This is a genomic window from Paraburkholderia ginsengiterrae, from assembly GCF_001645125.1.
In the GTDB taxonomy this organism is placed as follows: Bacteria; Pseudomonadota; Gammaproteobacteria; order Burkholderiales; family Burkholderiaceae; genus Paraburkholderia; species Paraburkholderia ginsengiterrae.
This window is the reverse complement of the sequence record NZ_LXKA01000382.1, coordinates 196,490-219,668: the sequence shown is the minus strand read 5'-3', so window position 1 is coordinate 219,668 and position 23,179 is coordinate 196,490. Positions and strand designations below refer to the sequence as shown.

The following is a 23,179-nucleotide window of genomic DNA, read 5'->3' as shown; positions in this document are numbered from 1 at the left end:
TCCCAATCAAATCGTGGCCTTAGGCGGCCTTAAACCGCCTAAGACCGCTCCAGTGCCGCTCGCGGAAACGACACGGCAATGTGCACACCCTTGCCGCCCTCGCCCGGTTTGAGCGTGATTTCGCCGTGATGCGCATCGGCGATTTCGCGCACGATGGCGAGGCCGAGCCCGGTGCCTTCCGTATCGGTCGATGCCCGGAAAAACGGCTCGAACACCCGGTTGCGCGATTCGGCCGGAATGCCGGGGCCGTCGTCCAGCACGCTCACGGCGACGCGATCGGCGTCGGCGCTGACGGCGACCGTGACGTGGCCGCCACTGCCGGTGTAGCGAATGGCGTTTTCCGCGAGATTGGCGATCAGCGCCTGCAGCAGCCCGCGATGTCCCGCCACCGGCGCGGCGCCATTCAGTTCGGCCCCCAAATCGATGTTGCGAGCCTGGGCGAGCAGCGCCAGGTCCTCCACCACATCCATTGCGAGCGGCACCAGATCGACCGTTTCCACGGCCAATTGCGTGTTATCGGCGGCCTCGGCTTGCGCCAGCAACAGCAGCTTGTTGGTCAGCCCCACCATGGACCGGTTGCTGCGATGCATGGCTGCCAGAGCTTCGTCGAGCGCGGGATTCGAGCCGGCCTGCTGACGCGCGAACTGCAACTGCGTGCCCAGCAGCGTAAGCGGCGTGCGCAACTGGTGCGCGGCGTCGGCAATAAAGCGGCGTTGCGCGGCCACCTGCACACCGAGCCGGGCGATGCACTGATTGATCGCCTCAACGATCGGCCGCAACTCCGTATGCAGGCGCTCGACGCGAATCGGTTCGAGCTGCATCGGATCGCGGTCGGCCACGTCCTCTTTCACTTTCATCAGCGGCCGCAACTCGAAGGTCAGGCCGATGCACACCAGCGCGACCGCGAGCACGATCATCTCGATCTGCCGCACGAGCTGCGGCTGCCACAACTGCTGGGCCATGGCGTCGCGCGAGCGCACGGTCTTGCCGACCGTCACCCGCACGTGGCGCGTTGCGCCGTTGTCGTACATGAGACGCACAATGCCGACCGCGCGCACGGCGTGGCCCTGCAGATGGGCGTCGTAGTGGTCCGGGGTATCGGGCGCCTGCGCGGGGCGTGCCGGGAAATCCGGTGTACCGGCGAGCAGGCGGCCGTCGTCGACGCTCACGCTGTAAAACACCTGATCACGGTAGGGCGAAACGAACACTTCGAGCGCCGCGGGCGGCACATCCACGCGCAGGAAGCCGTCCACCCACTCCACCTCGCCCGCGATCATCCGCGCCGACGAGATCAACTGATTGTCCTGCACCAGGTCCGCCGTGCGCCGCGCGTTGTCGTACTCGGCCTTGCCGGTCACGAACACGTACAACGCGAGCGGCACCAGCAGCCACCACAGCAAGCGCATGCGCAGACTATTGGTCATCTTCTTTCTTGCGCAGCAGGTAGCCGAGTCCGCGCAGCGTGACGATCGCCGCCGAACTGCCGTCGAGTTTCTTGCGAAGACGCGAGATGTAGATTTCGACCGCGTCTTCGCTCGGCTCGTCCGCGAGTGTGAAGCTCGCGTCGACCAGAGCGGGTTTTGTCACCGTCTTGCCGAGGCGCAGGATCAGCGCTTCGAGCACCGAGCGCTCGCGCGGCGTGACGTTCAGCGGCGCGCCCTTCAGTGTGAACTGACGCGTGTCGATGTCGAACACCAGATCGCCGCACGCCACTTCGCTCGATTTGGAGGGCGCCTGGCGGCGGATCGCCACCTTGATGCGCGCGATCAGCTCGCGCACTTCGAACGGCTTGACCAGGTAGTCGTCCGCACCGGCGCCGAGCAGTTCCACTTTTTCGTCGATCGAACCGCTTGCCGTCAGGATCAGCACGGGCGTCGCGTCGCCGCGCTGACGCAGCCGGCGCAGCACGTTTTTGCCCGACAGCTTGGGCAAATTCAGATCGAGCAGGATCACGTCGTAGTGATTCGTGCGCAGCAACTGGTCGGCGGCGTCGCCGTCCTGCACGGCGTCGAGCGCGAACGCTTCCTGCTCGAGCATCTTGGCGAGCCAGTGAGCCAGCGTGGGGTTGTCTTCGATGAGCAGCAGCTTCATGGCGGGAACGGCAAAAGTCAGGCCGTTGATTGTGCCGTAAAACAGGGGCTTTGCGCGCGCCCTATGTGGATTGCAGCCTGCGTTGTGGGGGTTTGCGCGAACTTGCGGGTTAACACCCATGAAATGCCCACGGCCCCGAAAGCTGGCAGAAGGTTTGCGATTTCTATAATCGCCGTCATTCACTCAGAGAGTGCCGCATGCAGCACCAGGCGGCGCCCCAACCTAAGGAGACTGCCCCATGCGTACTTTGCGCCAGATTGCCGCCGTGTCAGGTGTTGCGTTCACCCTTGCCGCCGCTTCGGCCGCCGCTCACGCGGAAAAGCTCACGATCATGGTCGGCGGCGCCACCAAGATCATCTATTTGCCGGCCAAGCTCACGGAGCAGCTCGGCTATTTCAAGGACGAGGGTCTCGACGTCGAAATCCTCTCGCAACCGGCCGGCGTCGACGCGGAAAACGAACTGCTGGCGGGCGCGGTGCAAGGCGTGGTGGGCTTCTACGACCACACCATCGACCTGCAGAGCAAGGGCAAGGAAGTTCAGGCACTGGTGATCTTCGGTCAGGTGCCGGGTGAAGTGGAAATGGTCTCCACCAAGTCCGCCGACACCTTCAAGAGCATGGCCGACGCAAAGGGCAAGACGCTCGGCGTGACCGGGCTCGGCTCGTCGACCAGCTTCCTCACGCAATACCTCGCGCAACGCGCGGGCGTGCCGTCCACGCAGTACACGCTGCTGCCGGTGGGCGCGGACAACAGCTTCATCGCCGCCATCAAGCAAAACCGTATCGACGCGGGCATGACGACCGAGCCGACCGTCTCGCAACTGCTGAAGACCGGCGACGCCAAGGTGCTGGTCGACATGCGCACGCTGGAAGGCACGCGCGCCGCGCTCGGCGGCACCTATCCGGCTTCGAGCTTCTACGTGCAGCGCGCGTGGGCCGAGTCGCACAAGGACGATGCGATGAAACTCTCGCACGCCTTCGCGAAGACGCTGAACTTCATCGCCACGCATAGCGCGGCAGAGATCGCCGACAAGATGCCGAAGGACTACTACGGCAACAACAAGGATCTGTACATCGGCGCGCTGAATGCGTCGCTGCCCATGTTCACGAAGGACGGCAAGATGCCCGCCGACGGCCCGGATACGGTGCTGAAGGTGCTGTCGGCGTTCAATCCTTCGGTGAAGGGTAAGCATATCGATCTCGCCAAGACCTATTCCAACGACTACGTGTCGGCCCCGGTCAAGACCGCGGCGAAGTAACGCCCTATCAACATCAAGAGAACTGCGAGGCACCAGCCGATGAATCAACCCATGTCACGCGATACGCCAGCCATTGAAATGCGTAACGTATCGTGCCGTTTCATTTCCCCGGACGGCAAAGCCACGATCGCGTTGCGCGACTTCAGCATGTCGGTGGCACGCGGCGAGTTCGTCGCCGTGGTCGGTCCGACGGGGTGCGGCAAGTCCACCACGCTCAGCATGATTACCGGCTTGCTTAAGCCCACCACCGGCGAAGTACGGGTGATGGGCGCGCCGGTGGACGGCATCGACCCGCGCATCGGCTTCGTGTTTCAGGCCGACGCCGTGTTTCCGTGGCGCTCGGTGCTCGATAACGTGGCGGCAGGTCCGCTGTATCGCGGCCGCTCGAAATCGGCCGCCTACGACGAAGCCAACGAATGGCTGCGCCGCGTGGGCCTCGACAAGTTCGGCAAGCACTATCCGCATCAACTGTCCGGCGGCATGCGCAAGCGTGTGGCGCTCGCGCAGACCTTCATCAACAAGCCCGAAATCCTGCTGATGGACGAGCCCTTCTCGGCGCTCGACATGCAAACGCGCACGTTGATGCAGGACGAACTGCTGCAACTGTGGGCAGGTGTCGGCTCGGTGGTGTTCGTCACGCACGATCTGGAAGAAGCCATCGCGCTCGCCGACCGTGTGTTCGTGCTGACCGCGCGCCCGGCAACGCTGAAGAAGGTGTACGAAATCGATCTGCCGCGTCCGCGCGTCACGTCGGAAGTGCGCTACGACCCGCGTTTCATCGAAATCTCGCGCGACATTTGGCATGACCTGCGCGAAGAAGTGCAGATCGGTTAATCAAGGAATGGCAACTATGTCTACTACTCCTCAACAGACGATGCCCTCGGGCATCGACCCCGCGTCGCTCGCACAAGTCGAACGCGTCGCGCAAAAACGCATCCGCCAGCGTCACGCGCTGGTGATCACACTGCGTATCGTCGTGCTGGTGGTCGTGCTCGGCGGGTGGGAACTGTCCGCGCGCCTGAAATGGATCGACCCGTTCTTCTTCTCCATGCCCAGCGCGATTTTCGAGCAGATCGTCGACTGGTTCGTGAACGGCACCTCGCAAGGCCCATTGCTGACCCAGGTCTGGGTCACGCTTGAAGAAACCGGCCTCGGCTTCATTATTGGTTCGGTGGCGGGTGTGTTCTGCGGCATCGTGCTCGGCCGCAACAAGTTGTTGTCCGACGTATTCAGCCTCTACATCAAGATCGCCAACTCGATTCCGCGCGTGGTGCTGGGTTCGGTGTTCGTGATCGCGCTGGGTCTCGGCATGGCGTCGAAGGTGGCGCTGGCGGTGGTGATGGTGTTCTTCGTCGTGTTCGCCAATGCGTTTCAAGGTGTGCGCGAGGCTGACCGCTATATGATCGCGAATGCGCAAATCCTAGGTGCATCGCGCCGCCAGGTAACGACCTCGGTGGTGATTCCGTCGGCACTGAGCTGGATTCTTGCCAGCTTGCACGTGAGCTTCGGTTTCGCGCTGGTCGGTGCGGTGGTCGGCGAGTTTCTCGGCTCGAAGCAAGGTATCGGTCTGCTGATCTCCACCGCGCAGGGCGCGTTCAACGCAAGCGGCGTGTTCGCGGCGATGATCGTGCTGGCGGTAGTTGCCCTGGCGGCGGACTATCTGCTGACTGCTGTTGAACAACGGCTGTTGAAGTGGCGGCCGACCGCTGTCTAACGGGTTACTGGGCGCCGCGTGGAGAACGCGGCGCCCTTTGATGTTTACCCCACACCGAAGGGATCGTCGATGCTTGACGCAGGTTGCGTGAACCATCGCGGTCCCGATTCCGTCATATAAGCGTGATCCTCGTGCCGGATGCCAAAGGCGTTGGGCACGCAGAGCATCGGTTCGATGCTGAAACACATGCCGGTGTCCAACGGCGTACGATTGCCCTTCACCATGTAGGGCGACTCGTGAATATCAAGGCCGATGCCATGCCCGGTGCGGTGTGGAAGCCCCGGCAAACCATAATTCGCCTGGTATCCCGCGTTCTCGATGTAGGCCCGCGCGGCACCATCAATCTGCTCAGCGGCTACACCAAGCTGCGCCGCTTCGAATGCACGCAGTTGCGCCTGTTGCTCGTGCATCCACACTTCCCTCTGCTGCTCCGTCGCATTGCCGAACACGTAGGTACGCGTGATGTCGGACTGGTAGCCATACAGTTCGCAGCCCGTATCGATCAGCACCATTTCGCCGCGCTCCAGCGACTTAGGCGACTTCACTCCGTGCGGAAAGGCGGTGTCCGCCCCGAACAGCACGATGCAGAACGTGGAGCCGCGACGCGAGCCAACCTTGCGGTGAGCCTTGTCGATAAACTCCAGCACCTCCGCCGTTGAGATGCCCTCCCGGAGTATGCGTGCCGCGGCCTGGTGCACGCGCAGCGTCATGTCATTGGCTCGCTGCATGAGCGCGATTTCAGCCGATGATTTACGCATCCGGCACTCGCTCGTCACCCCCGCTGCGCTCACAATGGCAAGTTCCGGAGCGTGCGTGCGCAGTCCGGTGTACATGAAGAAAGGCGCCGTTTCATCGAAGCCCAGCACGCCGGCGCTCGCGCCATGACGCGCCAGCACTTCCGCGATCAGCAGCGCAGGCGCTTCGTGCTCTTGCCAAAGGTTCATCCTGCCGGGAATCTGAAGCATGCCTTCGAATGTTCCGCGCTCGAAAGCCGGAACGATATATTCGATTTCACCCTGCGCCGGAATGATCGCGCCGGTCATGCGCTCGCTGCGGCGCCAAGGGACGCCGGTGAAGTACAGCAGGTTGCTGTTCGACTCGACGAACAGGGCGGCCATACCCTGCTCGCGCATCAAACGCTGTGCATTGGCGATACGGGCCCGATACTCGTCCGGCTGAATCGGCTCAGTGCCCGCCGTCATATCGTGCAATTGCGCGAGCTCGTTTTCCGCGGTTGAGCCGCCGATACCTCTGTTCATGTACTACTCCTTGGCTTATGCACTGTGTCTTTGTATCGCGTCGCTCTCACAACGCATTCTATTCTGACTCCGCAGCGGCGGATTTTTCCTGGTTAATGAGGGTGGCGTCTAGATACGATTCCCTGATCCAAATGACGAAATCGGCATAACCGGGTCTGGCGAAGCGGTCGTCGCGGTCAAAAATCGGATCGGAGTTAGACCACCCACCATGTGAGGAATCCTTAGCTTAACGCCCCTTCCTTGACCGATTCAATTCGCCATATCGCAGCACGACCTTTTTCCGCAATACGTGTCGCCGATCCGCAGTACGTCGGGACAGCGCGGTATCGACGCGATTTCCCCACGCCCAAACTCCCGCCTCTTTGTCTCAAATTTAGCAACAAACCTTACCTGATATGGGTATTACTCCAGCCAGATCGCAAAACTACAATGTAATCACTGACTACGAACAAGAACGCTCGTAGCAACACAAAGACCAAAAAACTGGAGGTAGTTAATCATGAAATCGCTCGTTCAAGCCGTTGTTATCGCCGCTGCACTGGCCGCTCCCGTTGCTTCGTTTGCACAATCCAACCAGCCCGTGACCCGCGCTCAGGTCCGCGCCGAACTGGTTCAACTGGAAAAGGCCGGATTTCACCCAGGATATGACGACCCGCATTACCCGGCTAACATTCAGGCCGCTCAAGCCCGCGTCGATGCTGAAAACGGCACCTCGCAGGCAGTGCAAAGTGGTTACGGCGGCGTGGTGAGCGGCGCATCGCAATCGGGCCGTCCGGTCGCAATGAGCGGTCCGCAGTCGATTTACTTCGGCCGCTAATTCGATCACGTATGTGGACACTGAGCCATCCTCAAGCGGCAACGGGCGCTAACAGCCGGTTGACGCATCGAGGATACGCACACTCATAAAACGAACCGGCCCGCGACCGACTTTCATCGATCGCGGGCCAGTTCTGTATTCCTTACCTCCGTCATCGGGCTCCCGATGGCTTCGCCCGGGCTCTCAAGGCCTGGGCGTTTTTTCTCGACGCACTTTATCGACGCACCTTAGTCGCGTGCGATCAGATTGCCCACCTGACCACGCCCCGTGACGAGACAGTTCGACAGAAAATTCTCGCCCTGACTGCTGGCCCCAATATCGCCAAAACCTTTTTTCAGCGCGTTCGCCTTGACCAGTTCCGCGCCCTGATGGCACGTAATTGTTCCTATCTCCCCTGCTTGCGCGCGCATCAATGCCCTATCTGCCATCAGATAGCCGAGTAACAGCACCACGGCAATATTGAACGCCTGTCTCATGGTTCGTCTCCTCTTTTGAAGAGACTAACGCGAACCACGAATACACGGTCCTAGGGGTTTCCCGATTGAGGATGATTCAATGATGCAAATTAAATCAGCTCACATTTTCACGCGATTCACCATGCGGAATAGCACTACATTCAAAACCGCGCTTCGATTTGCCTGATTTGCTGTTCGACTGCATTGCGCACCCGTCTATTCGAAGGGACCAATAGCAGCGATGAGGCGATGATCTGATAGACCCTGTTGCGCTTCACCTTGGAGACTTTCCGCGGGTCGAGCCAGGCGTGGTTGTCCACCAGCAGAAGCAGGGTCTCCAGACCGATCAGAATCGGCCACAGACATGCGAGTCGCAAGCGCACCGACGATGCGGGAATCGCCAGCGTGTAGTCGAGGGCTGCGCGGAAATGATCCAGTGATTTACCCAAAAGCTCCACCAACAGCGGCCGCGCACGCAGCGAGTTGGCCGGCAGCAGCAGTTCCTGCGCGCTCAGTCCGTGGCGATCGAGCAGGATCTGTGGGATATAACAGCGGCCAATCCGCAAGTCTTTGCCGCAATCGCGCAGCACATTGGTCATCTGCAACGCCTTGCCGAAACGCACGCCACGTTGCGCCATGATCTCGGGGCGCTCTTTCAGCGTGCCTGGCATGTGAGCGTAGGTCATCGTCGTCCAGAATTCGCCGACACAACCCGCCACCAGATACGTATAGCGATCGAGATCGCCGTATTCGCGCAGTGCCGCGATCTCGCCGGAACGTTCGTCCGGGAAAGTGCGAAGATCGAACTCCATGCCTTCGGTTAGCGTCGAGACGATCTCGCGCACGGCCTTGCGATCGGATTCGCTTAATTGCATCAACACGTCGAGCGCCGGGCCGAGCGATTCGAGCAGGACTTTTTCATCCGACTGGATCTGCTGCCCCGCTACTTCGGCGGCTATGCGCTGCAACGGCGCACCGTCGTCGGCCGCGCCATTGACCTGCGCGCGCAGCGACAGCAGCAAAGCAAGCCGTTGTTCCGGCGAGATCAGCGAGGTATCCGCAATCGTGTCGGCCGCGCGCGCCAACAGGTACGCGAGGCCGATTGGATCGCGCATCCCGGCGGGCAGCACGCGCAGGGTGAGATAGAAGGAGCGGGAAACGCCTTTCAGGAGCGGGCCAAGAAGGAAGGCCCGGGTCGGATTCGGCATGGACGGGATCAGTTTTGTGTTGGGCGAAAGCGGGTAAAAGTCAGGCGCTGCCGAATTGTATACGGCGAACCGCCTTCATCGCGCGACGGTGGCTCTGCCCAGGCCCTTGCCAGCCTGCTCGCCATGGCTCGCGCTCAGGCGCTTTACCCGTACCCTATTGGCGAGCTCGGGTGAGATCTTGACGGCCTCGGTGAATGCGCGTTGTCTATGCGGAGGCGTCGGTCGGCAGTACGTGCCCCGTTCTTGCCATTCGACGAGCTTTCAGGTCAAGCGCTCATCGCCAATATGTGCGTTGGTCAACGTTTGGGGAATCCGCCGACTTTGCGCCAAAAAATTCACGGCCTATGCTGGACCGTTGTCCCACGACTGTTGAAAAGCCGTTTTAACGCCCGCAAGAACCTGTCCTTCAGGATTTGAAGCGAACGATGGTTACCATTCGGGTCAATTCCAGAACCAGCCTCTTCCTGTACACCGGAATCGTTGCATTGGCGTACTTCGCAGGTGCAAGGCTGGGGCTTGCGTATGCGGTAGTGGGCGGCGCCATTTCCCTCGTCTGGCCCTCAAGCGGCATCGCCCTTGTTGCGCTGCTCGCTCTGGGCTTCGCAGTTGCGCCGGGAATTGCGATCGGCTCGTTCCTCGCCAACCTGTCGGCCGGCGTGCCCGCAGGCGTGGCCGCGTTGATCGGCACCGGCTCCATGATCGGCGCGTTGACGGCAGCATTCCTGTTGAAGCGCGCAGCCCGATTCCGGATCACGCTCAACCGGATTCATGACGTGCTGGCCTTCATCGGCCTGGCCGCGGTGCTGAGCACGGCAATCAGCGCGCTGTTTGGCATGACGGCCCTGCGTGGAGCGGGCCTCGTGCCGCCCGCCGAGTACGGCGCGGCCTTTCTGAAATGGTGGCTCGGCGACATGATGGGAGTCCTGGTCATCGCCCCGCCCCTGCTCAGCTTCCTCACCTATTCGAACCCGGTTCGCTCCAAGCAGCAGACCGTAGAGGCGTGCGTACTGACCATTTCGACCTTCTGGGTGAGCTACCTCATTTTCGGCGCGCCGCAACTTGCCGGGCATGGCTACTATCCTGCGGCCCTGGCGGTCTTTCCGTTCGTTATCTGGGCGGCTTTGCGCTTCGATCACCTGGGCATCAGCATCACGACCCTGGTGGTCTCGGCCATGGCCGTCTGGGGCACCACCCACGGCACGGGCCCCTTCGCTGCCGAATCCCCGGTGGATAGCCTCGTGAGGTGGTGCACCTTCGCCAACGTCATGGCAATAACCGGACTGCTGCTGGTGGCGGCACGTGCTCAGGAACAGCGCGCGCATCAGCTGCTTCAGGCGTCCTATATCGAACTGGAACAGCGCGTGGTGGCTCGAACCGAAGACCTGCAGAAGACCAACGATGATCTCAAGGAGGAGATGGCGCAACGCCGTCTGCTGGAAGGAGAATTGATCCGGATTGGCGATCAGCAGCAACGACTCATCGGCCGGGACCTGCATGATGGGCTAGGACAACAGCTGACGAGCCTGGGCCTGTACTGCGCCGCCTTGAATCAGAAATTGCAGGCGCAAGGCCACGCAGCAGCAGCCGATGCCGCTACCATTGTCGGATTGGTCAAGCAGGCGTCCTTGATGACCCGCCGGATTGCCCATGGCCTGGACCCGGTCGCCATGGAACAGGGTGGCCTTGTAACCGCATTGCAGGGGCTGGCGGACACGGCGCGCACGCTCAATGGCGTCGATTGCACGCTGCGGGCCGCGCCGGATGTGGACCCACTGGATCCGCTGATGCAGATCAACCTCTACCGTGCGGCACAGGAAGCAGTCAACAATGCGCTGAAATATAGCCACGGCCGCCGCATCTGGATCGACCTGGAGCAGGCAGACGGTATGCAGACGCTTTCAATCAGTGACGACGGAGCGGGCGTCGGCCAGGAAGAAATGGAGCGCGCCTCCGGGCTGGGACTTCATAACCTCCGTCACCGGGCAAGCCTTCTGGGCGGTTCCTGCTCGGTCACCCGCAATACTTTCGGAGGTACCACGGTCGCCATCAATTGTCCGCTACCGGGGGGGGCGGACCGTGCACGAAAAATCGTCTAGCCCGGACCGGGCCACTCAAATCCTGATCGTGGATGATCACCCCATCATCCGGGACGGCATGACACATCTGCTGAATCTGCAGGGAGACCTGCACGTGTGCAGTGCGGCTGGCAGCGCCGAAGAGGCGCTGGCGGCGATGGATCGGGAGCCCGATATGGGCCGCCCCGACATGGCCATTGTGGACCTCAGCCTGAAATCGGATTCCGGCCTCGATCTTGTCAAGACGCTCCGCCACCGCTACCCGGCTCTGGCCATCCTCGTCCTCAGCATGCATGACGAAAGCCTGTTTGCCGAACGCGCACTACGGTCCGGGGCCAACGGGTATCTGATGAAACTCGAGGCCACCGAGCACGTCGTGAGCGCCATTCGCGAAGTGCTGGCAGGCAATATTTATTTAAGCGCCGCCATGCACGAAAAGCTGGCGCGAGCCCTTGCCGCCCCTCGTAAAAACGCGGAGGGCGCAATCGCGAGCCTTTCGGAGCGGGAATTCGAAGTCCTGCACCTGATCGGACTCGGCTTCAGCACGCGCGAAATCGCGGGAAAACTGAATCGGAGCGTGAAGACCATCGAGGCGCATCAGGCCAACATCAAAGAAAAGCTGCATATCCGTAGCGGCAAAGAGTTGATGCGCTTCGCCATTCAGTGGATCGAGAGCCAATAGGGCGGAGCCCGACCGCAGAATAAGGCAATCCCCTAGCCTCTTTTAGCAACGGCGCCTTATTCATGCGCACGCAGCCGGCGCATACAGTGCCGTCATACCTGCCAGCGTGCCGCGACCCTTATGCGGGGTAGGCAGGCGTAGCCCAACATCTCGATGGGGGTCGCCGCCATGAACACCCGATTCCAGCAAAGCACTGTCGCTCCCCTTTCCACAGTCATTGCTGCAACGGCCCGCGAGCTACGGCAGGTGTTTCGCTGTATCGCGATCGCGACTGCGTGTCTCGGCGCGAGTCATGCGCTGGCGGCGCAGACAGTGCAGGCCGTCGGAGGTATCACGGGTGCCGGCTCGAGCTTCTTCGATCCCCTGGCGCAGAAGTGGGCCGCCTCCTATTACGGCAAAACCCATCAGCAGGTGAGTTTTCATCCCGTTGGCTCCGGCAACGGCATTGATCAGTTGAAAGCGGCCACGGTAACTTTTAGTGCCTCGGACATGCCGCTGAAGCCAGACGAATTGCGCACATCGGGACTCATCCAGTTCCCGGTGGCGGCCGGCGGCCTCGTGCCGGTAGTCCACCTCGACGGCATAGCACCGGGACAGCTTCACTTGACGGGTCCGCTGCTGGCGGACATCTACCTGGGCAAAATCACCGACTGGAACGACCCGGCCATCAAGGCAATCAATCCCGGTCTCGCGCTCCCCGATCTGAAAATCGTCGTGGTTCATCGCGGTGACCGGTCCGGGTCGACCTTCAACTGGACGAACTATCTGAGCGCCGTGAGCCCGCAATGGCGCGAGCAGGTGGGCAGCGGCCTGACGGTCAAATGGCCGGTTGGGTTCAGCGCCACGAACAGCCAGCTGGTCGCCACCTATGTTAAGCGGATCGCCGGCGCGATCGGTTATGTCGAGCTAGCCTACACGGGCCTCGCGCCCCTCGCCTATGCGAGCGTTCAGAATAAATCGGGCGCGTTTGTCGAGCCATCGGCCGCAAGTTTCAAAGCTGCCGTCGAGACAGTGGATTGGGGCCGTGTGGGCGATTTCTACCAGCTCGTCACCGATCCGCCGGGCGACCGCGCTTGGCCGATTCCTGGCGTCGTATTCATCTTGATGAAAGCCGAGAACAACGTCGGCTCATCCGTCGCGCTTGCGTTCTTCCGGTGGGCTCTCAATGAGGGCCGCGAAGAGGCGGCTGTCGAAAATTACGGCACCCCGCCGCCGGAGCTAGTCGGGAAGATCGAAGCGTATTGGGCGCAGAACCTGTCCAGCGGGCTAGTCGGCGAAGTCCCTGCCGGCGGCGCACCGAAAGGGACGACAAGCCTGGTCCGCGTCACCAAGTCGCTGCCGGCAGGCTATTGAGCGTCATTCACTCACTCGCAGGAGGACCGACCATGCGTGCGCTTGACATCATGACTACGTCCGTCATCACCGCCACTCCGGACATGACGATTCACGACGCGGCACAACTGTTCGTCGACAACCGTATCAGCGGCATGCCGGTCGTCGATGCGAACAGACAGGTTATTGGCATCGTTAGCCAGGGCGATCTGCTGCATCGCGTGGAAAACGGCACGGTGCACGGGAAGCGCCCGTGGTGGCTCGAATTTCTGCTGTCGACGCCTCGCGAGCAAGCCGCAAGGTACGTGAAGGAGCACGGGCACGTCGTCGGCGACGTGATGTGCGACCAGGTGATTTCAATTTCCGAGGACATGCCGCTCGATCAGATCGCCGACCTCATGGAGCGCCGGCATCTCAAACGCGTACCGGTACTGAAAGACGGCAAGCTGGTCGGAATCGTCAGCCGGTCCAATATGATCCGCGCACTCGCGAGCGTCGCTCCGCCCGTGGATTCGATTTCGCACGACGATGCGAGCCTGCGCGACGCGATCGTGCTGGAAATGCACGGCCAGCGCTGGGGGCTGCCGAAACAGGGCGTGCTCGTCAAGGACGGTGTCGCGCATCTCTGGGGCGTGATCGAATCCGACGAGGAAAGGCGCGCGATCCGCATCGCGGCCGAGGGCGTGCCGGGCGTCAGGCGCGTCGAGTATCACCTGGAAACGCCGAGCGTGATTCCGGCGTTGTAATCCGCACACAGTCGCAAGAGGCGTGTGGATTTGAGCTGAGCCACACGCCGTTGTTTACGGTGCGATACATCGTGACGAATCCGACGATCAGTTGCGCGTTGGAGGCAGCGGTCCGAAGAAAATCCGTTTGCGCTTGTCGCGTCCGAGTGCGCGCGCGAGTTCCGCGATCACGCAGTAGTTGAATATCAGCGTGATGAGCAGAATCTGCACCGCCCAGAAGCGCGGCCAGCTGATATGGGTGAGCAGTTCGTGGTTCGCGGCGGCGAACCCGCCCGCCTCCTTCCAGAAATCGTAGAGCCGCTCCAGCTGGGCTGCGCTCTACGACCGTTCGAAATTCCGAATTATGCGCTCTGGATGGATTACGGATTGTGCAGCGATTGCGCGGTGCTGATCAGATTTTGCGGAACCACGCGAATAATGCCGTTGCGCGGACTATCTATGTCCGCAATCAACATGAACGAGAGTGCCACCGTCAACGGCATGATTAGCAGAAAGCGGTTTTTTGCGCGGGCATTTTTCACGCCATAACCCACCAGCGCGTTGCTGAACACGCCGATCACGATCATCAACAGCCACGCGGCGTGGGGGATGCGATTCCACCATGCCGCCTGGGTATAGCCCTGCGAATTGATGACGTCATTCATGCCCGCAACCGCAAGCGCGGTAACGGGGTTGGGCTGCGCCTTCGCGCCATCCTTCACCGCGCTCCACAACTTGTCTTGCAGGCTGCCGGTGGCGGCGTTGATCTGCTCGACGCGCTGCGGGTCGCGTGTCTGATAGTACTCAATGCGTAGTTCGGCGTATTGAGCGAGGTTCGAACGAATCCCGGCAGCCACACTGTCCGGCAGAAGATTGACCCGAATGAACTCGGTCCCGATGGCGTTGGCTTCTTCCTCTTCGAGATTCTTGCGCTGATCGTAGCGGCCAACCGCCATTGACAGGCTGAACCCAATGACCAGCGCGAGCAGCGTCAACGTGGCCGATTGCACCGTCTTGAAGTCTTCGCGTCCATCCTCGTCCAGTTCCGAGCGAGCTCGCAGCACTGAACTGCCGAGCCAGGCAGCGAAGAACATCAGCACGAAAGAAACCACGAATAGAACGAATGGATGGCTTATGATTTGCAGCACGTATTGCTCCCCCGAATAGTCACACTGACGAACCTGTGCGGCACAGGCGCGGCTGCATAGCAGGCGCCGCCTGAGCTTGAAGGGTCAGATAGTAGCGTGCCTTGGGGTCAACGAAAAGGCGCAACCGACGCGTCGCCGCCGGCCGACCAGCTGTCCGTCATGACGGTCGTGATAGAGTCGATCACCCTCCTTTATCGCGTAGCCCTATGTCGACATCCGCCGAACGTAGCCCCACCGATTCAGCCGGTCATCAACAGGACACGGAAAGCACCGCTGATGCGCACAGCGTGACCATGCAGACTCCTGCAATTGTCCCAACGCAAACCGCTCTGGTCGTCATGCATTATCAGACCGACATCCTGGCGTTGTTTCCATCCGTCGCGCCCACTTTGCTCTCCAATACGCGCAAGTTGTGTGACGCGGCGCGGGCCAAAGGCGTGAGCGTCTATTTCGCCAAGATCCACTTTCGCCCAGGCTATCCGGAAGTCAGTCCGTTGAACAGGAACGGGCAAGGCATCAAGCAACTGGGACTTTTCGTCGACGACCAGATCTCGCCCGAACTCGGCCGGCAGCCCAATGAACCGCTCATCATCGCGCATCGCGCGAGCGTGTTCTTTGGTACCGACCTGCAGGTGCGGCTTTCGGCGCGGGGTATCAATACTCTGATCATGGTGGGCATTGCGTCGACCGGTGTGGTGCTGTCATCGGTCGCGTATGCGAGCGATGCGGACTTCCGGTTATTCACGGTCAAGGATTGCTGCTACGACCCGGACCCGGTCGTGCACGATCATCTTTTTTCAACGGCATTCGATTCACGGACGACGGTGCTGTCGCTCGCTGATGCGCTGGTGTTGCTTGATTAAATCCGGATCTCGTTCAACTAGAAGAGACGCCATACAGGCGCCCGGAGAACGCGTCGCCAGGTGGCCAGCGCGGCCACCTGGTCGTCATGCTGTCTATCCCCCCGACTTCAACTGTGCCCACAGCCTGCCTTCCAACCGCTTGATCGTTGCCGGTAGTGGCTTGAGCAGGAACAGCGTCTTCAATACCGACTCAGGCGGATACACGGTCGGATCGTTGAGAATCTCAGGGCGCACGAACTTGCGCGCGGCAGCATCGGCATTCGGATAGAACACCTCGTTGGTGATGGCCGCATGCACCTCAGGGCGCTCGATATAGTTGATCCAGTCGAGCGCGGCTTCCGGGTGCGGCGCGTCTTTCGGGATCGCCATCATGTCGAACCACACCGGGGCGCCGCCTTGCGGAATGAAGTATTTGACCTCGTAGGTCTTGCCGGCCTCCCGCGCGCGATGGCTCGCCATCGACACATCGCCCGACCAGCTCAACGCAAAGCAGACGTCATCGCCGGCGAGATCGTTGATGTAGGTGGTCGCGTTGAATTGCGTGATGTACGGGCGAATCTTTTTTAGCGCTTCATACGCGGCCTGGTAGTCGGCCGGATTCTCGCTGTTCGGGTCGCGGCCGAGGTAGTGCAAAGTGACCGCGAACACGTCGGACGGCGCGTCGAGCACAGACACGCCGCAACTCTTCAGCTTGCTCAGATATTCGGGCTTGAAGAGGATGTCCCAGTTATCGAGCGGGGCATCGTTGCCGAGAATCTTTTTGACGCGCGTGACGTTGTAGCCGAGTCCCGTGGTGCCCCACGCCCAAGGTACCGCGTATTGATTGCCGGGGTCCGCATCGGCAACGAGCTTCAGCAGATTACGGTCCAGATTCACCAGATTCGGCAGTTTCGATTTGTCGAGTTTCTGATAGATGCCCGCTTCGATCTGTTTGGCGAGAAAGTTCGAGGTGGGCACCACGACGTCGTAGCCGGTTGAACCCGTCAGCAGTTTCGCCTGCAAGGTTTCGTCGCCGTCATAGACATCATAGCGAACGTGAATTCCGGACTCCTTTTCAAAGTTCGGCACCGTGTCTTTCGCAATGTAGTCAGCCCAATTGTACAGATTGAGCAGTTTTTCATCGGCCTGCGCGCTTGCACCGAACGCACACAGCAGTAGCGCTGCCAGCATCGGCTTCATGATGGGTTGGGACATGATAGTCATCCAGAAAGGTTTCGATAAAGCCTTTGGCGGGCTTACAGGCGCTGAAGTCGTTGCAGCTTCTGATTGCGCATCAGGCACAGCATGTCGACGGCAATATGGGTGGCGGCGAGCGCGGTCACGTCGCTGTGGTCGTAGGGCGGCGACACTTCGACCACGTCCGCGCCGACAAGGTTGACGGGGCCCAGCGCGCGCACCATCTCCAGCGCCTGCGCCGAGCTGAGACCGCCTGCTACCGGTGTGCCTGTGCCGGGCGCGAAGGCCGGGTCGAGGCAGTCGATGTCGAATGTCAGGTAGGTCGGCGCATCGCCCACAATGGCCAGCACTTCGTCGATGGCCGCCTGTGTGCCGTTGCGATGCACCCACGGCGCATCCAGAACGCGCACGCCCATGAAGTCCTGGTTCCATGTGCGAATGCCGATTTGCACCGAACGTGCGGGGTCGATCAGCCCCTCGCGGATCGCCTTGTAGAACATCGTGCCGTGATTCAGCGAGTCGGAGTTGTCGTCCGGCCAGGTGTCGCTATGCGCGTCGAAGTGGATCAGGCTCAGCGGCTTGCCGTACTTTTCCGCATGCGCAATGAGCAGCGGGTAGGTAATGGAGTGGTCGCCGCCCAGCGTGAGCATGCTCGTACCCGTTGCCAGGATGCCGCGTGCGTGTTCGACGATCGCGTCGCGAATGCCAAGCGGATTGTGAGCGTCGAACCAGCAATCGCCATAGTCGACCACGTTCAGATGATCGAACGGGTCGATACCCCACGGATATGCACCGAGCTCGGACAACAGCACCGAGGCGGCGCGCATGGCTGCGGGGCCGAATCGTGTGCCTGGGCGAAACGTCGTGGCGAGGTCGAGTGGAATGCCGGATATGGCAACGTCGACGCCGGCGAGATTACGCGTGTAGGGCCGGCGCATGAAGGACAGCACGCCGGCGTAAGTCGGCGGCGAGGGCTGCCCGTCGATGCCCGCCGCAGCGGATGGTGTGAGGTGGGATAGCGCAAGATTCAGGGTCATACAGGTCGATCCAGACAGTTTTTACGGACGCCGTCACACAAATTTCTCTCATGTCTGCCTGACCGGCGGAGCTAGTGTGGATGGCGATTGGCTGTATGATTGCGGGTAAAAATTCCGGCGAAAAGCAAAGAATCTTGCTGGAAGTATCGATATTTTTAATATCTCCCGGTTGCCATCCCATGCGCAGACTTCCTCCCTTGCAGGCCTTGCTCGCCTTCGACGCCGCCGCACGGCTCGGCAGTTTCACGCGCGCGGCGCAAGAACTTGCGCTGACGCAATCGGCGATCAGCCATCAGATCCAGCAACTCGAGGAATGGACCGGGCAGCCGCTGTTTCGGCGAATTGGGCGCGGCGTCGCGTTGACTGCCGCGGGCGCGCTGTATGCGCAGACCGTCACTACCGCGCTCGGCACGCTCGCGGATGGCCGCGACCGCATCGAACCGTATGGCAATCCCGATTCGGTCATCGTCGTGTGCGCGCCGCAGTTCGCATCGGGCTGGCTGATGCCGCGCATGCGAGCGTTTTCGAAGGCGCTGCCGAACATCGAGATCTGGCTCGTGACCGGCGAAGAGGTCAACGAGATCGATCGCGTCGACGTCGATCTTGTCGTGTCGTCGAAGAAGATCGATTCGCCCGAGGTGATGTGCGAGCCCTTGCTCGATGAAGAGGCCGTCGCCATCTGCGGGCCGATGACCGCGCGCCGTTTGCGCTCGGTGCCGTTTCCCGATGTATTGACGCAAGCGCCATTACTGGTCTACGAAAAGAGCCCGGAATGGGCGCCCTGGTTGCCTGATTTGAGGCGAGGAGGATTGCGAACACGGCGCGCAATGACGGTCAGCGATCCGCGCTTCCTCGTCGCGGCGGCCGAGCAGGAAGCGGGGATTGCGATGCTGTCGCGACTCACAGCGGGCGATGCGCTGACGAGCGGGCGCGTCGCGGTCTTGCAGCAAGTGCCGGGATTCGCGCTTGCGCCGCTGTGGCTGATGCGATCGGCGCAGCCGGCGCGCTCCGCTGCGGTGGACGCGGTTTATGCGTGGATGATCGGACTTTGCAGAAGCAAGGATGACTGAACAAAATACCGAGAACTAATTCACGGTCGAACGATTCGGTAATCGTTCCCTGTGCGCAGCGCGTAGCGACGATTAATGCACACATCTGATGCAAATCGATCGGCGTGATCTCATGCGTCGTCACCGTCCAGTCACGCCCGCATGTTTCCATATCTTTCGCTTGATTACCGGCCAACTCACCAACGCCGTTAGCCCTTCCTTCCCCCCGCATACCTGCTTCAGGAGACGAGCATGCCGAGCATTCGACCTGTTTACGCAGTAAGCAGCATTTTCAGCCGCACCGCATTCGTGTTCACCGCACTCTGTTTCGCTGCGGGTGCCGCCGACGCGCAGGACTCGGCGGCGAAGAAGCCGATCGTCACTCCGGGGTTTAACCTGAGCGTGTTTGCCAAGGGCACCGGCGGGCTGGTCACCGCACCGGACTCACTGGCCGTGTTGGATGGTCACGTCTGGGTCGGCTATGCAAACAGCGGCGCACCGGATGGCACGAATGGCGCGATGAGCGTGATTGTTGAATACTCGCCCGACGGCAGTGTCCTGAAGACTTATCAAGTCACGGGGCACAACGACGGCCTGAAGGTTAATCCATACACGCGTGAAATTTGGGCGATGCAGAACGAGGACGCGAATCCCAACCTCGTCATCATCAATCCGGCAACCGGCCAGGCATCCAAGCCGTATACGTTCGCCAAAACGCTGCACGGCGGCGGTTATGACGACATCGTGTTCAAGGACGGCCAGGCCTACTTCAGTGCGTCCAATCCCACGCTTAACGCCAGCGGCAAAAATATGGGGCCCGCGATTGTCCGCGTGCTGCATCTCGACGCAAACAACTATACGGTCGACGTGACTCCGGTCATGCGCGGCTCGCTCGACGCCAGCGACATTCCGTTCGGCACCGTGGCGACGCTCAATCTCACCGATCCGGATTCCATGACGCTGACGCCGTCCGGCGATGTGCTGCTCGATGATCAGGGCGATGCTCAGCTAGTTCTGTTGCGCTCGTCGGGTGGTGAACCGCGCGTGCAGTATCTGCCGCTGCTCGGCAACGTGCAGGTTGACGACACGGTATTCGCCACTGCGAACCGGGGCTACCTGCTGGTGTCCGATACGAAGGCAAACACGGTGTACAAGATTAGCGCCAACGTCTGGCAGCGCGACGCAGCGTTCTCCGCATCGACAGGTGTGGCGGCTGCGGGAACCACGCCCGCGGTGCCTGGTTATGTCGGCCAGCTTGACATGCATAGCGGCGCACTGCTGCCGCTGGTCACCAATCTGGCCAGTCCGCACGGCATGGTCTTTGTACCTACTGAGAACCAGCAGTAACGGCCACGCGTTGATCGCAGGATGACGTGATCGCCGCAAGAACTTCCGCGGCGATTGCGTCGGCTATTGTCCGATTCCACGGCCTCTCATGGTCGTCGCGATCAAAACGCCCGAACCGATGAAGTGCTTCCCGCCCGCAATCCCCCTCCCTAAGTAAAAACCCGAATTCCTGCCTGCCGCGACTCCGACTAATCTCGGCGCATTCATTAAATAGAACATCGTTCTATCTGACAGAACGATGCGTTGGAGAGATACGTGAAGGAGGACTCCATGGCTAGCCAGCCGATCGACGCGTCTGGCGCGTCGCCCCATTCGAGCGCCGGTGCGCAAGCGCTCACGCCCGGCGTGAACGCGCGCATCGACCGTCTGCCCGCGACGCGCGCGGTGTGGATGCTGGTGTTCCTGCTGTCGATTGGCGGCTGGTTCGAGTTCTACGATCTGTTCTTCACGGCGTACGTCGGCCCCGGCCTCGTCAAGAGCGGCGTCTACTCGACTACGACGGCGTCGTTCTTCGGCGTGTCGGGCCTCGGCGCGTTCGTCGCGGCGTCGTTCGCCGGGCTCTTTATCGGCACGTTCTTTCTCGCGGGCATGGCCGACCGCTATGGCCGCAAGACCGTGTTTACCGTGTCGCTGCTGTGGTACTCCGCCGCCACGCTGATCATGGCGCTGCAAAGCACGGCGCCCGCCATCAATCTGTGGCGCCTGATTGCCGGCATCGGCGTAGGCGTCGAGCTGGTGACCATCGACACTTATGTCAGCGAACTCGTGCCGAAACATCTGCGTGGCCGCGCGTTCGCCTTCGTTCATCTGGTGCAGTACACCGCCGTGCCGTCGGTCGCGTTTCTGGCGTGGTTGCTGGTGCCCCTCACGCCGTTCGGACTGGACGGCTGGCGCTGGGTCGTGATCATCGGCGCGCTCGGCGCCCTGGTGGTGTGGGCGATTCGCCGCCGCGTGCCGGAGAGCCCGCGCTGGCTCGCACAACAGGGACGCGTGGCCGAAGCGGAGCAGGCGCTGCAGGTGCTGGAAACGAAAGTCGCCGCGCAATACGGCAAGCCGCTCCCCGCCGCGGTGCCGACCGTCGAACCGGCTACCACCAAGGCGGCCTTCCGCGAAATCTGGCAGCCGCCCTATCGCAAACGCGCGATCACGATGCTGGTGTTCAACCTGTTCCAGGCGATCGGCTTCTACGGCTTCGCCTCGTGGGTGCCGACGCTGCTGGTCTCCAAGGGCGTGACGATCACGCACAGTCTGCTGTACTCGTTCGTCATCGCGACTTCGAATCCGTTCGGGCCGCTCCTGGGCATGGCGATCGCGGACCGCATCGAACGGAAAACCTTGATCGTGCTGTCGGCGCTCGGCATCGCGGTGTTCGGCAGCCTGTTCGCGACGCAAACCTCGCCCACCATGCTGATGATCCTCGGCGTGCTGATCACGCTAAGCGGTACGCTGCTTTCGGTCGGTTATCACGCGTATCAGACCGAACTCTTCCCCACGCGTTTGCGGGCGCGCGCTGTCGGCTTCGTCTACTCGATGTCGCGGCTGTCCGCGATGTTCTCCGGCTTCATGATCGCGTTCGCGTTGCGGAACTTCGGTGTGAGCGGCGTATTCGCGCTGATCAGCGGGTCGATGGTGATGGTGATGGGCGCGATCGGACTCTTCGGACCCCGTACCAATCAGCTCAATCTCGACGAAATTTCGCATTGAACCGCGCATTGAACCGTATTGCACAAGAGGCTTTGAAGATGTCGCTGCCGTTGTCTGGAGTCCGGGTACTGGACTTATCGAATGTATTGGCCGGGCCGTTCTGCGCGTATCAGCTCGCGCTGCTCGGCGCCGAAGTGATCAAGATCGAGCACCCCGAAGGCGGTGACCTTGCACGGCGGCTCGGCGCCGACAAGGACGCGTCGGCGCGCAACATGGGCGCCTCGTTCGTCGCGGTGAACGCGGGCAAGCAGTCCGTCACGCTCAATCTGAAAGACCCGCGCGGCAAAGCGATTTTGCGCGACCTCGTCAAGACCGCGGACGTGCTGGTTGAAAATTTCCGACCCGGCGTGATGACGCGGCTCGGCCTCGATTTCGACGCGCTGCGCGAGGTCAATCCAAAGCTCGTGTATTGCGCGATCTCCGGCTTCGGCATGGACGGGGAGTTTTCGAAACGCCCTGCCTACGATCAGATCATTCAGGGCATCTCGGGTGTGATGAGCGTGACCGGCGATGCGCAGAGCGCGCCATTGCGCGTCGGCTATCCGGTGTCGGACACGGTTGGCGGCCTCACCGCCGCCTTCGGCATTTGCGCCGCGTTGCTCGACGCGCGTGCCACAGGACACGGGCGCCTGCTCGACGTCTCGATGCTCGAGGCCACGCTCGCGACCATGGGCTGGGTCGTCTCGAACTTCCTGAACGCCGGTGTCACGCCAACGCCGATGGGCAACGAAAACTTCACCGCCGCGCCTTCGGGCACCTTCAAAACCGGCGACGGGCCGCTGAACATCGCCGCCAACGAGAACAAGCAGTTCGCGAGTTTGTGCGAGTTGATCGGCCGCGCGGACCTGCTCGACGATTCGCGCTTTTCCGAGCGCAACGCCCGCAAGGTGAATCGCGCTGCGTTGAAGGCGGAGATCGAAGCCGCGTTGGTCCACGACAGCGCGGCGAACTGGGAAGCGAAATTTTTCGAAGCGGGCGTGCCCGCGGGTCGCGTGATGTCAGTGCCGGAAATTCTCGCGCATCCCCATCTGGAATCGCGCGGTTTTATCCGCGAATTTGCCGCCGGCGCCACCACCGAGCGGCAACGCGTGACCCGCGCGGGTTTTCGTCTTCACGATGCGGACACGGCGCCCAGCACACCCGCGCCGGTTCTGTCGGCCGATACGCACGCGCAGCTCGCCGCGCTCGGCTACGACGACGCCCGCATCGACCATCTGCGCGCCGAAGGAGTGATCTGAA

Annotated in this window: 21 protein-coding genes and 1 pseudogene; 13 read left to right on the top strand and 9 right to left on the bottom strand. The window is 61.4% G+C overall.

Translation table 11 applies throughout. The annotated features are described in order from the left end of the window. Positions 1–38: 38 nt before the first annotated feature. Together A6V37_RS37285 and A6V37_RS37280 are read right to left on the bottom strand one after the other, a co-directional pair. Positions 39–1,424, bottom strand: coding sequence for a sensor histidine kinase (locus A6V37_RS37285; RefSeq protein ID WP_064265231.1), 1,386 nt, complete (start codon positions 1,422–1,424; stop codon positions 39–41). After that, on the bottom strand, positions 1,414–2,091 hold the full coding sequence (locus tag A6V37_RS37280) for a response regulator (RefSeq protein WP_064286895.1): 678 nt from the start codon (positions 2,089–2,091) through the stop codon (positions 1,414–1,416). Before A6V37_RS37280 ends, A6V37_RS37285 begins: the two co-directional genes overlap by 11 nt. A 238-nt stretch (positions 2,092–2,329) precedes the next feature. Between A6V37_RS37280 and A6V37_RS37275 the strand changes: the two genes are divergently transcribed. The 3 genes from A6V37_RS37275 to A6V37_RS37265 are packed head-to-tail and all read left to right on the top strand — an operon-like array spanning position 2,330 to position 5,063. Further along, positions 2,330–3,349 (top strand): ABC transporter substrate-binding protein, encoded by a 1,020-nt coding sequence (locus A6V37_RS37275; RefSeq protein WP_064265229.1) that lies wholly within the window; start codon positions 2,330–2,332, stop codon positions 3,347–3,349. Positions 3,350–3,388: 39 nt separating this feature from the next. Then, positions 3,389–4,183 carry an ABC transporter ATP-binding protein gene (locus tag A6V37_RS37270; RefSeq protein WP_064265228.1) on the top strand — a complete coding sequence of 265 codons (795 nt, stop codon included), beginning with the start codon at positions 3,389–3,391 and terminating at the stop codon, positions 4,181–4,183. A 16-nt stretch (positions 4,184–4,199) separates the two neighbouring features. Next, entirely contained in the window at positions 4,200–5,063 is an 864-nt protein-coding gene (locus A6V37_RS37265; protein ID WP_064265227.1) for an ABC transporter permease, read from the top strand. A gap of 44 nt (positions 5,064–5,107) precedes the next feature. Here A6V37_RS37265 and A6V37_RS37260 read toward each other — a convergent pair whose 3' ends face one another. Beyond that, positions 5,108–6,265 carry a M24 family metallopeptidase gene (locus tag A6V37_RS37260; RefSeq protein WP_341271994.1) on the bottom strand — a complete coding sequence of 386 codons (1,158 nt, stop codon included), beginning with the start codon at positions 6,263–6,265 and terminating at the stop codon, positions 5,108–5,110. A 556-nt stretch (positions 6,266–6,821) separates the two neighbouring features. Between A6V37_RS37260 and A6V37_RS37255 the strand changes: the two genes are divergently transcribed. Continuing rightward, positions 6,822–7,139 carry a DUF4148 domain-containing protein gene (locus A6V37_RS37255; RefSeq protein ID WP_064265225.1) on the top strand — a complete coding sequence of 106 codons (318 nt, stop codon included), beginning with the start codon at positions 6,822–6,824 and terminating at the stop codon, positions 7,137–7,139. A 227-nt stretch (positions 7,140–7,366) separates the two neighbouring features. On the opposite strand, the gene A6V37_RS37250 is transcribed toward A6V37_RS37255, so the two are convergent. Both A6V37_RS37250 and A6V37_RS37245 read right to left on the bottom strand, forming a co-directional pair. Then, on the bottom strand, positions 7,367–7,615 hold the full coding sequence (locus A6V37_RS37250; RefSeq protein ID WP_064265224.1) for a hypothetical protein: 249 nt from the start codon (positions 7,613–7,615) through the stop codon (positions 7,367–7,369). A gap of 140 nt (positions 7,616–7,755) precedes the next feature. Further along, a complete protein-coding gene (locus A6V37_RS37245; protein ID WP_064265223.1) occupies positions 7,756–8,802 on the bottom strand; it encodes a phytoene/squalene synthase family protein in 1,047 nt (348 codons plus the stop codon). A 425-nt stretch (positions 8,803–9,227) separates the two neighbouring features. On the opposite strand from A6V37_RS37245, the gene A6V37_RS37240 reads away from it, so the two are divergent. From A6V37_RS37240 to A6V37_RS37225, 4 genes are all read left to right on the top strand, one after another. Next, the gene (locus A6V37_RS37240; RefSeq protein ID WP_064265222.1) at positions 9,228–10,898 is read left to right on the top strand and encodes an MASE1 domain-containing protein; all 1,671 of its coding nucleotides are present in this window, start codon (positions 9,228–9,230) and stop codon (positions 10,896–10,898) included. Next, positions 10,879–11,559 carry a response regulator gene (locus A6V37_RS37235; RefSeq protein WP_075643626.1) on the top strand — a complete coding sequence of 227 codons (681 nt, stop codon included), beginning with the start codon at positions 10,879–10,881 and terminating at the stop codon, positions 11,557–11,559. The genes A6V37_RS37240 and A6V37_RS37235 overlap by 20 nt, the downstream gene beginning before the upstream one ends. 153 nt (positions 11,560–11,712) lie before the next feature. Continuing rightward, positions 11,713–12,912 carry a phosphate ABC transporter substrate-binding protein PstS gene (gene pstS / locus A6V37_RS37230; RefSeq protein WP_242665699.1) on the top strand — a complete coding sequence of 400 codons (1,200 nt, stop codon included), beginning with the start codon at positions 11,713–11,715 and terminating at the stop codon, positions 12,910–12,912. Between the two features lie 32 nt (positions 12,913–12,944). Then, the gene (locus A6V37_RS37225) at positions 12,945–13,637 is read left to right on the top strand and encodes a CBS domain-containing protein (protein WP_064265220.1); all 693 of its coding nucleotides are present in this window, start codon (positions 12,945–12,947) and stop codon (positions 13,635–13,637) included. 87 nt (positions 13,638–13,724) lie between these two features. Here A6V37_RS37225 and A6V37_RS43295 read toward each other — a convergent pair. After that, positions 13,725–13,943: pseudogene (locus A6V37_RS43295) on the bottom strand (hypothetical protein); the annotation flags it as partial. A 53-nt stretch (positions 13,944–13,996) separates the two neighbouring features. Next, on the bottom strand, positions 13,997–14,764 hold the full coding sequence (locus A6V37_RS37215; protein ID WP_064265219.1) for a bestrophin-like domain: 768 nt from the start codon (positions 14,762–14,764) through the stop codon (positions 13,997–13,999). A gap of 206 nt (positions 14,765–14,970) precedes the next feature. Here A6V37_RS37215 and A6V37_RS37210 point away from each other — a divergent pair, with 206 nt between their 5' ends. Then, positions 14,971–15,627: a cysteine hydrolase family protein gene (locus A6V37_RS37210; protein ID WP_064265218.1), complete on the top strand. Its 657-nt coding sequence runs from the start codon at positions 14,971–14,973 to the stop codon at positions 15,625–15,627. 93 nt (positions 15,628–15,720) lie between these two features. Here the strand turns inward: A6V37_RS37210 and A6V37_RS37205 are convergent, their stop codons facing one another. Together A6V37_RS37205 and speB are read right to left on the bottom strand one after the other, a co-directional pair. Continuing rightward, complete coding sequence (locus A6V37_RS37205; protein WP_064265217.1) at positions 15,721–16,806, bottom strand: polyamine ABC transporter substrate-binding protein; 1,086 nt, start codon at positions 16,804–16,806, stop codon at positions 15,721–15,723. A gap of 56 nt (positions 16,807–16,862) precedes the next feature. Then, the gene (gene speB / locus A6V37_RS37200) at positions 16,863–17,840 is read right to left on the bottom strand and encodes an agmatinase (RefSeq protein WP_082902555.1); all 978 of its coding nucleotides are present in this window, start codon (positions 17,838–17,840) and stop codon (positions 16,863–16,865) included. A gap of 179 nt (positions 17,841–18,019) precedes the next feature. Between speB and A6V37_RS37195 the strand changes: the two genes are divergently transcribed. From A6V37_RS37195 to A6V37_RS37180, 4 genes are all read left to right on the top strand, one after another. Beyond that, positions 18,020–18,910, top strand: a complete 891-nt coding sequence (locus A6V37_RS37195; RefSeq protein ID WP_064265216.1) for a LysR substrate-binding domain-containing protein — start codon at positions 18,020–18,022, stop codon at positions 18,908–18,910. 231 nt (positions 18,911–19,141) lie between these two features. Beyond that, a complete protein-coding gene (locus A6V37_RS37190) occupies positions 19,142–20,236 on the top strand; it encodes a hypothetical protein (RefSeq protein WP_064265215.1) in 1,095 nt (364 codons plus the stop codon). Between the two features lie 270 nt (positions 20,237–20,506). Then, the gene (locus A6V37_RS37185) at positions 20,507–21,940 is read left to right on the top strand and encodes an MFS transporter (RefSeq protein WP_064286894.1); all 1,434 of its coding nucleotides are present in this window, start codon (positions 20,507–20,509) and stop codon (positions 21,938–21,940) included. A gap of 38 nt (positions 21,941–21,978) precedes the next feature. Then, positions 21,979–23,178 carry a CaiB/BaiF CoA transferase family protein gene (locus A6V37_RS37180; RefSeq protein ID WP_064265213.1) on the top strand — a complete coding sequence of 400 codons (1,200 nt, stop codon included), beginning with the start codon at positions 21,979–21,981 and terminating at the stop codon, positions 23,176–23,178. Position 23,179 lies beyond the last annotated feature (1 nt).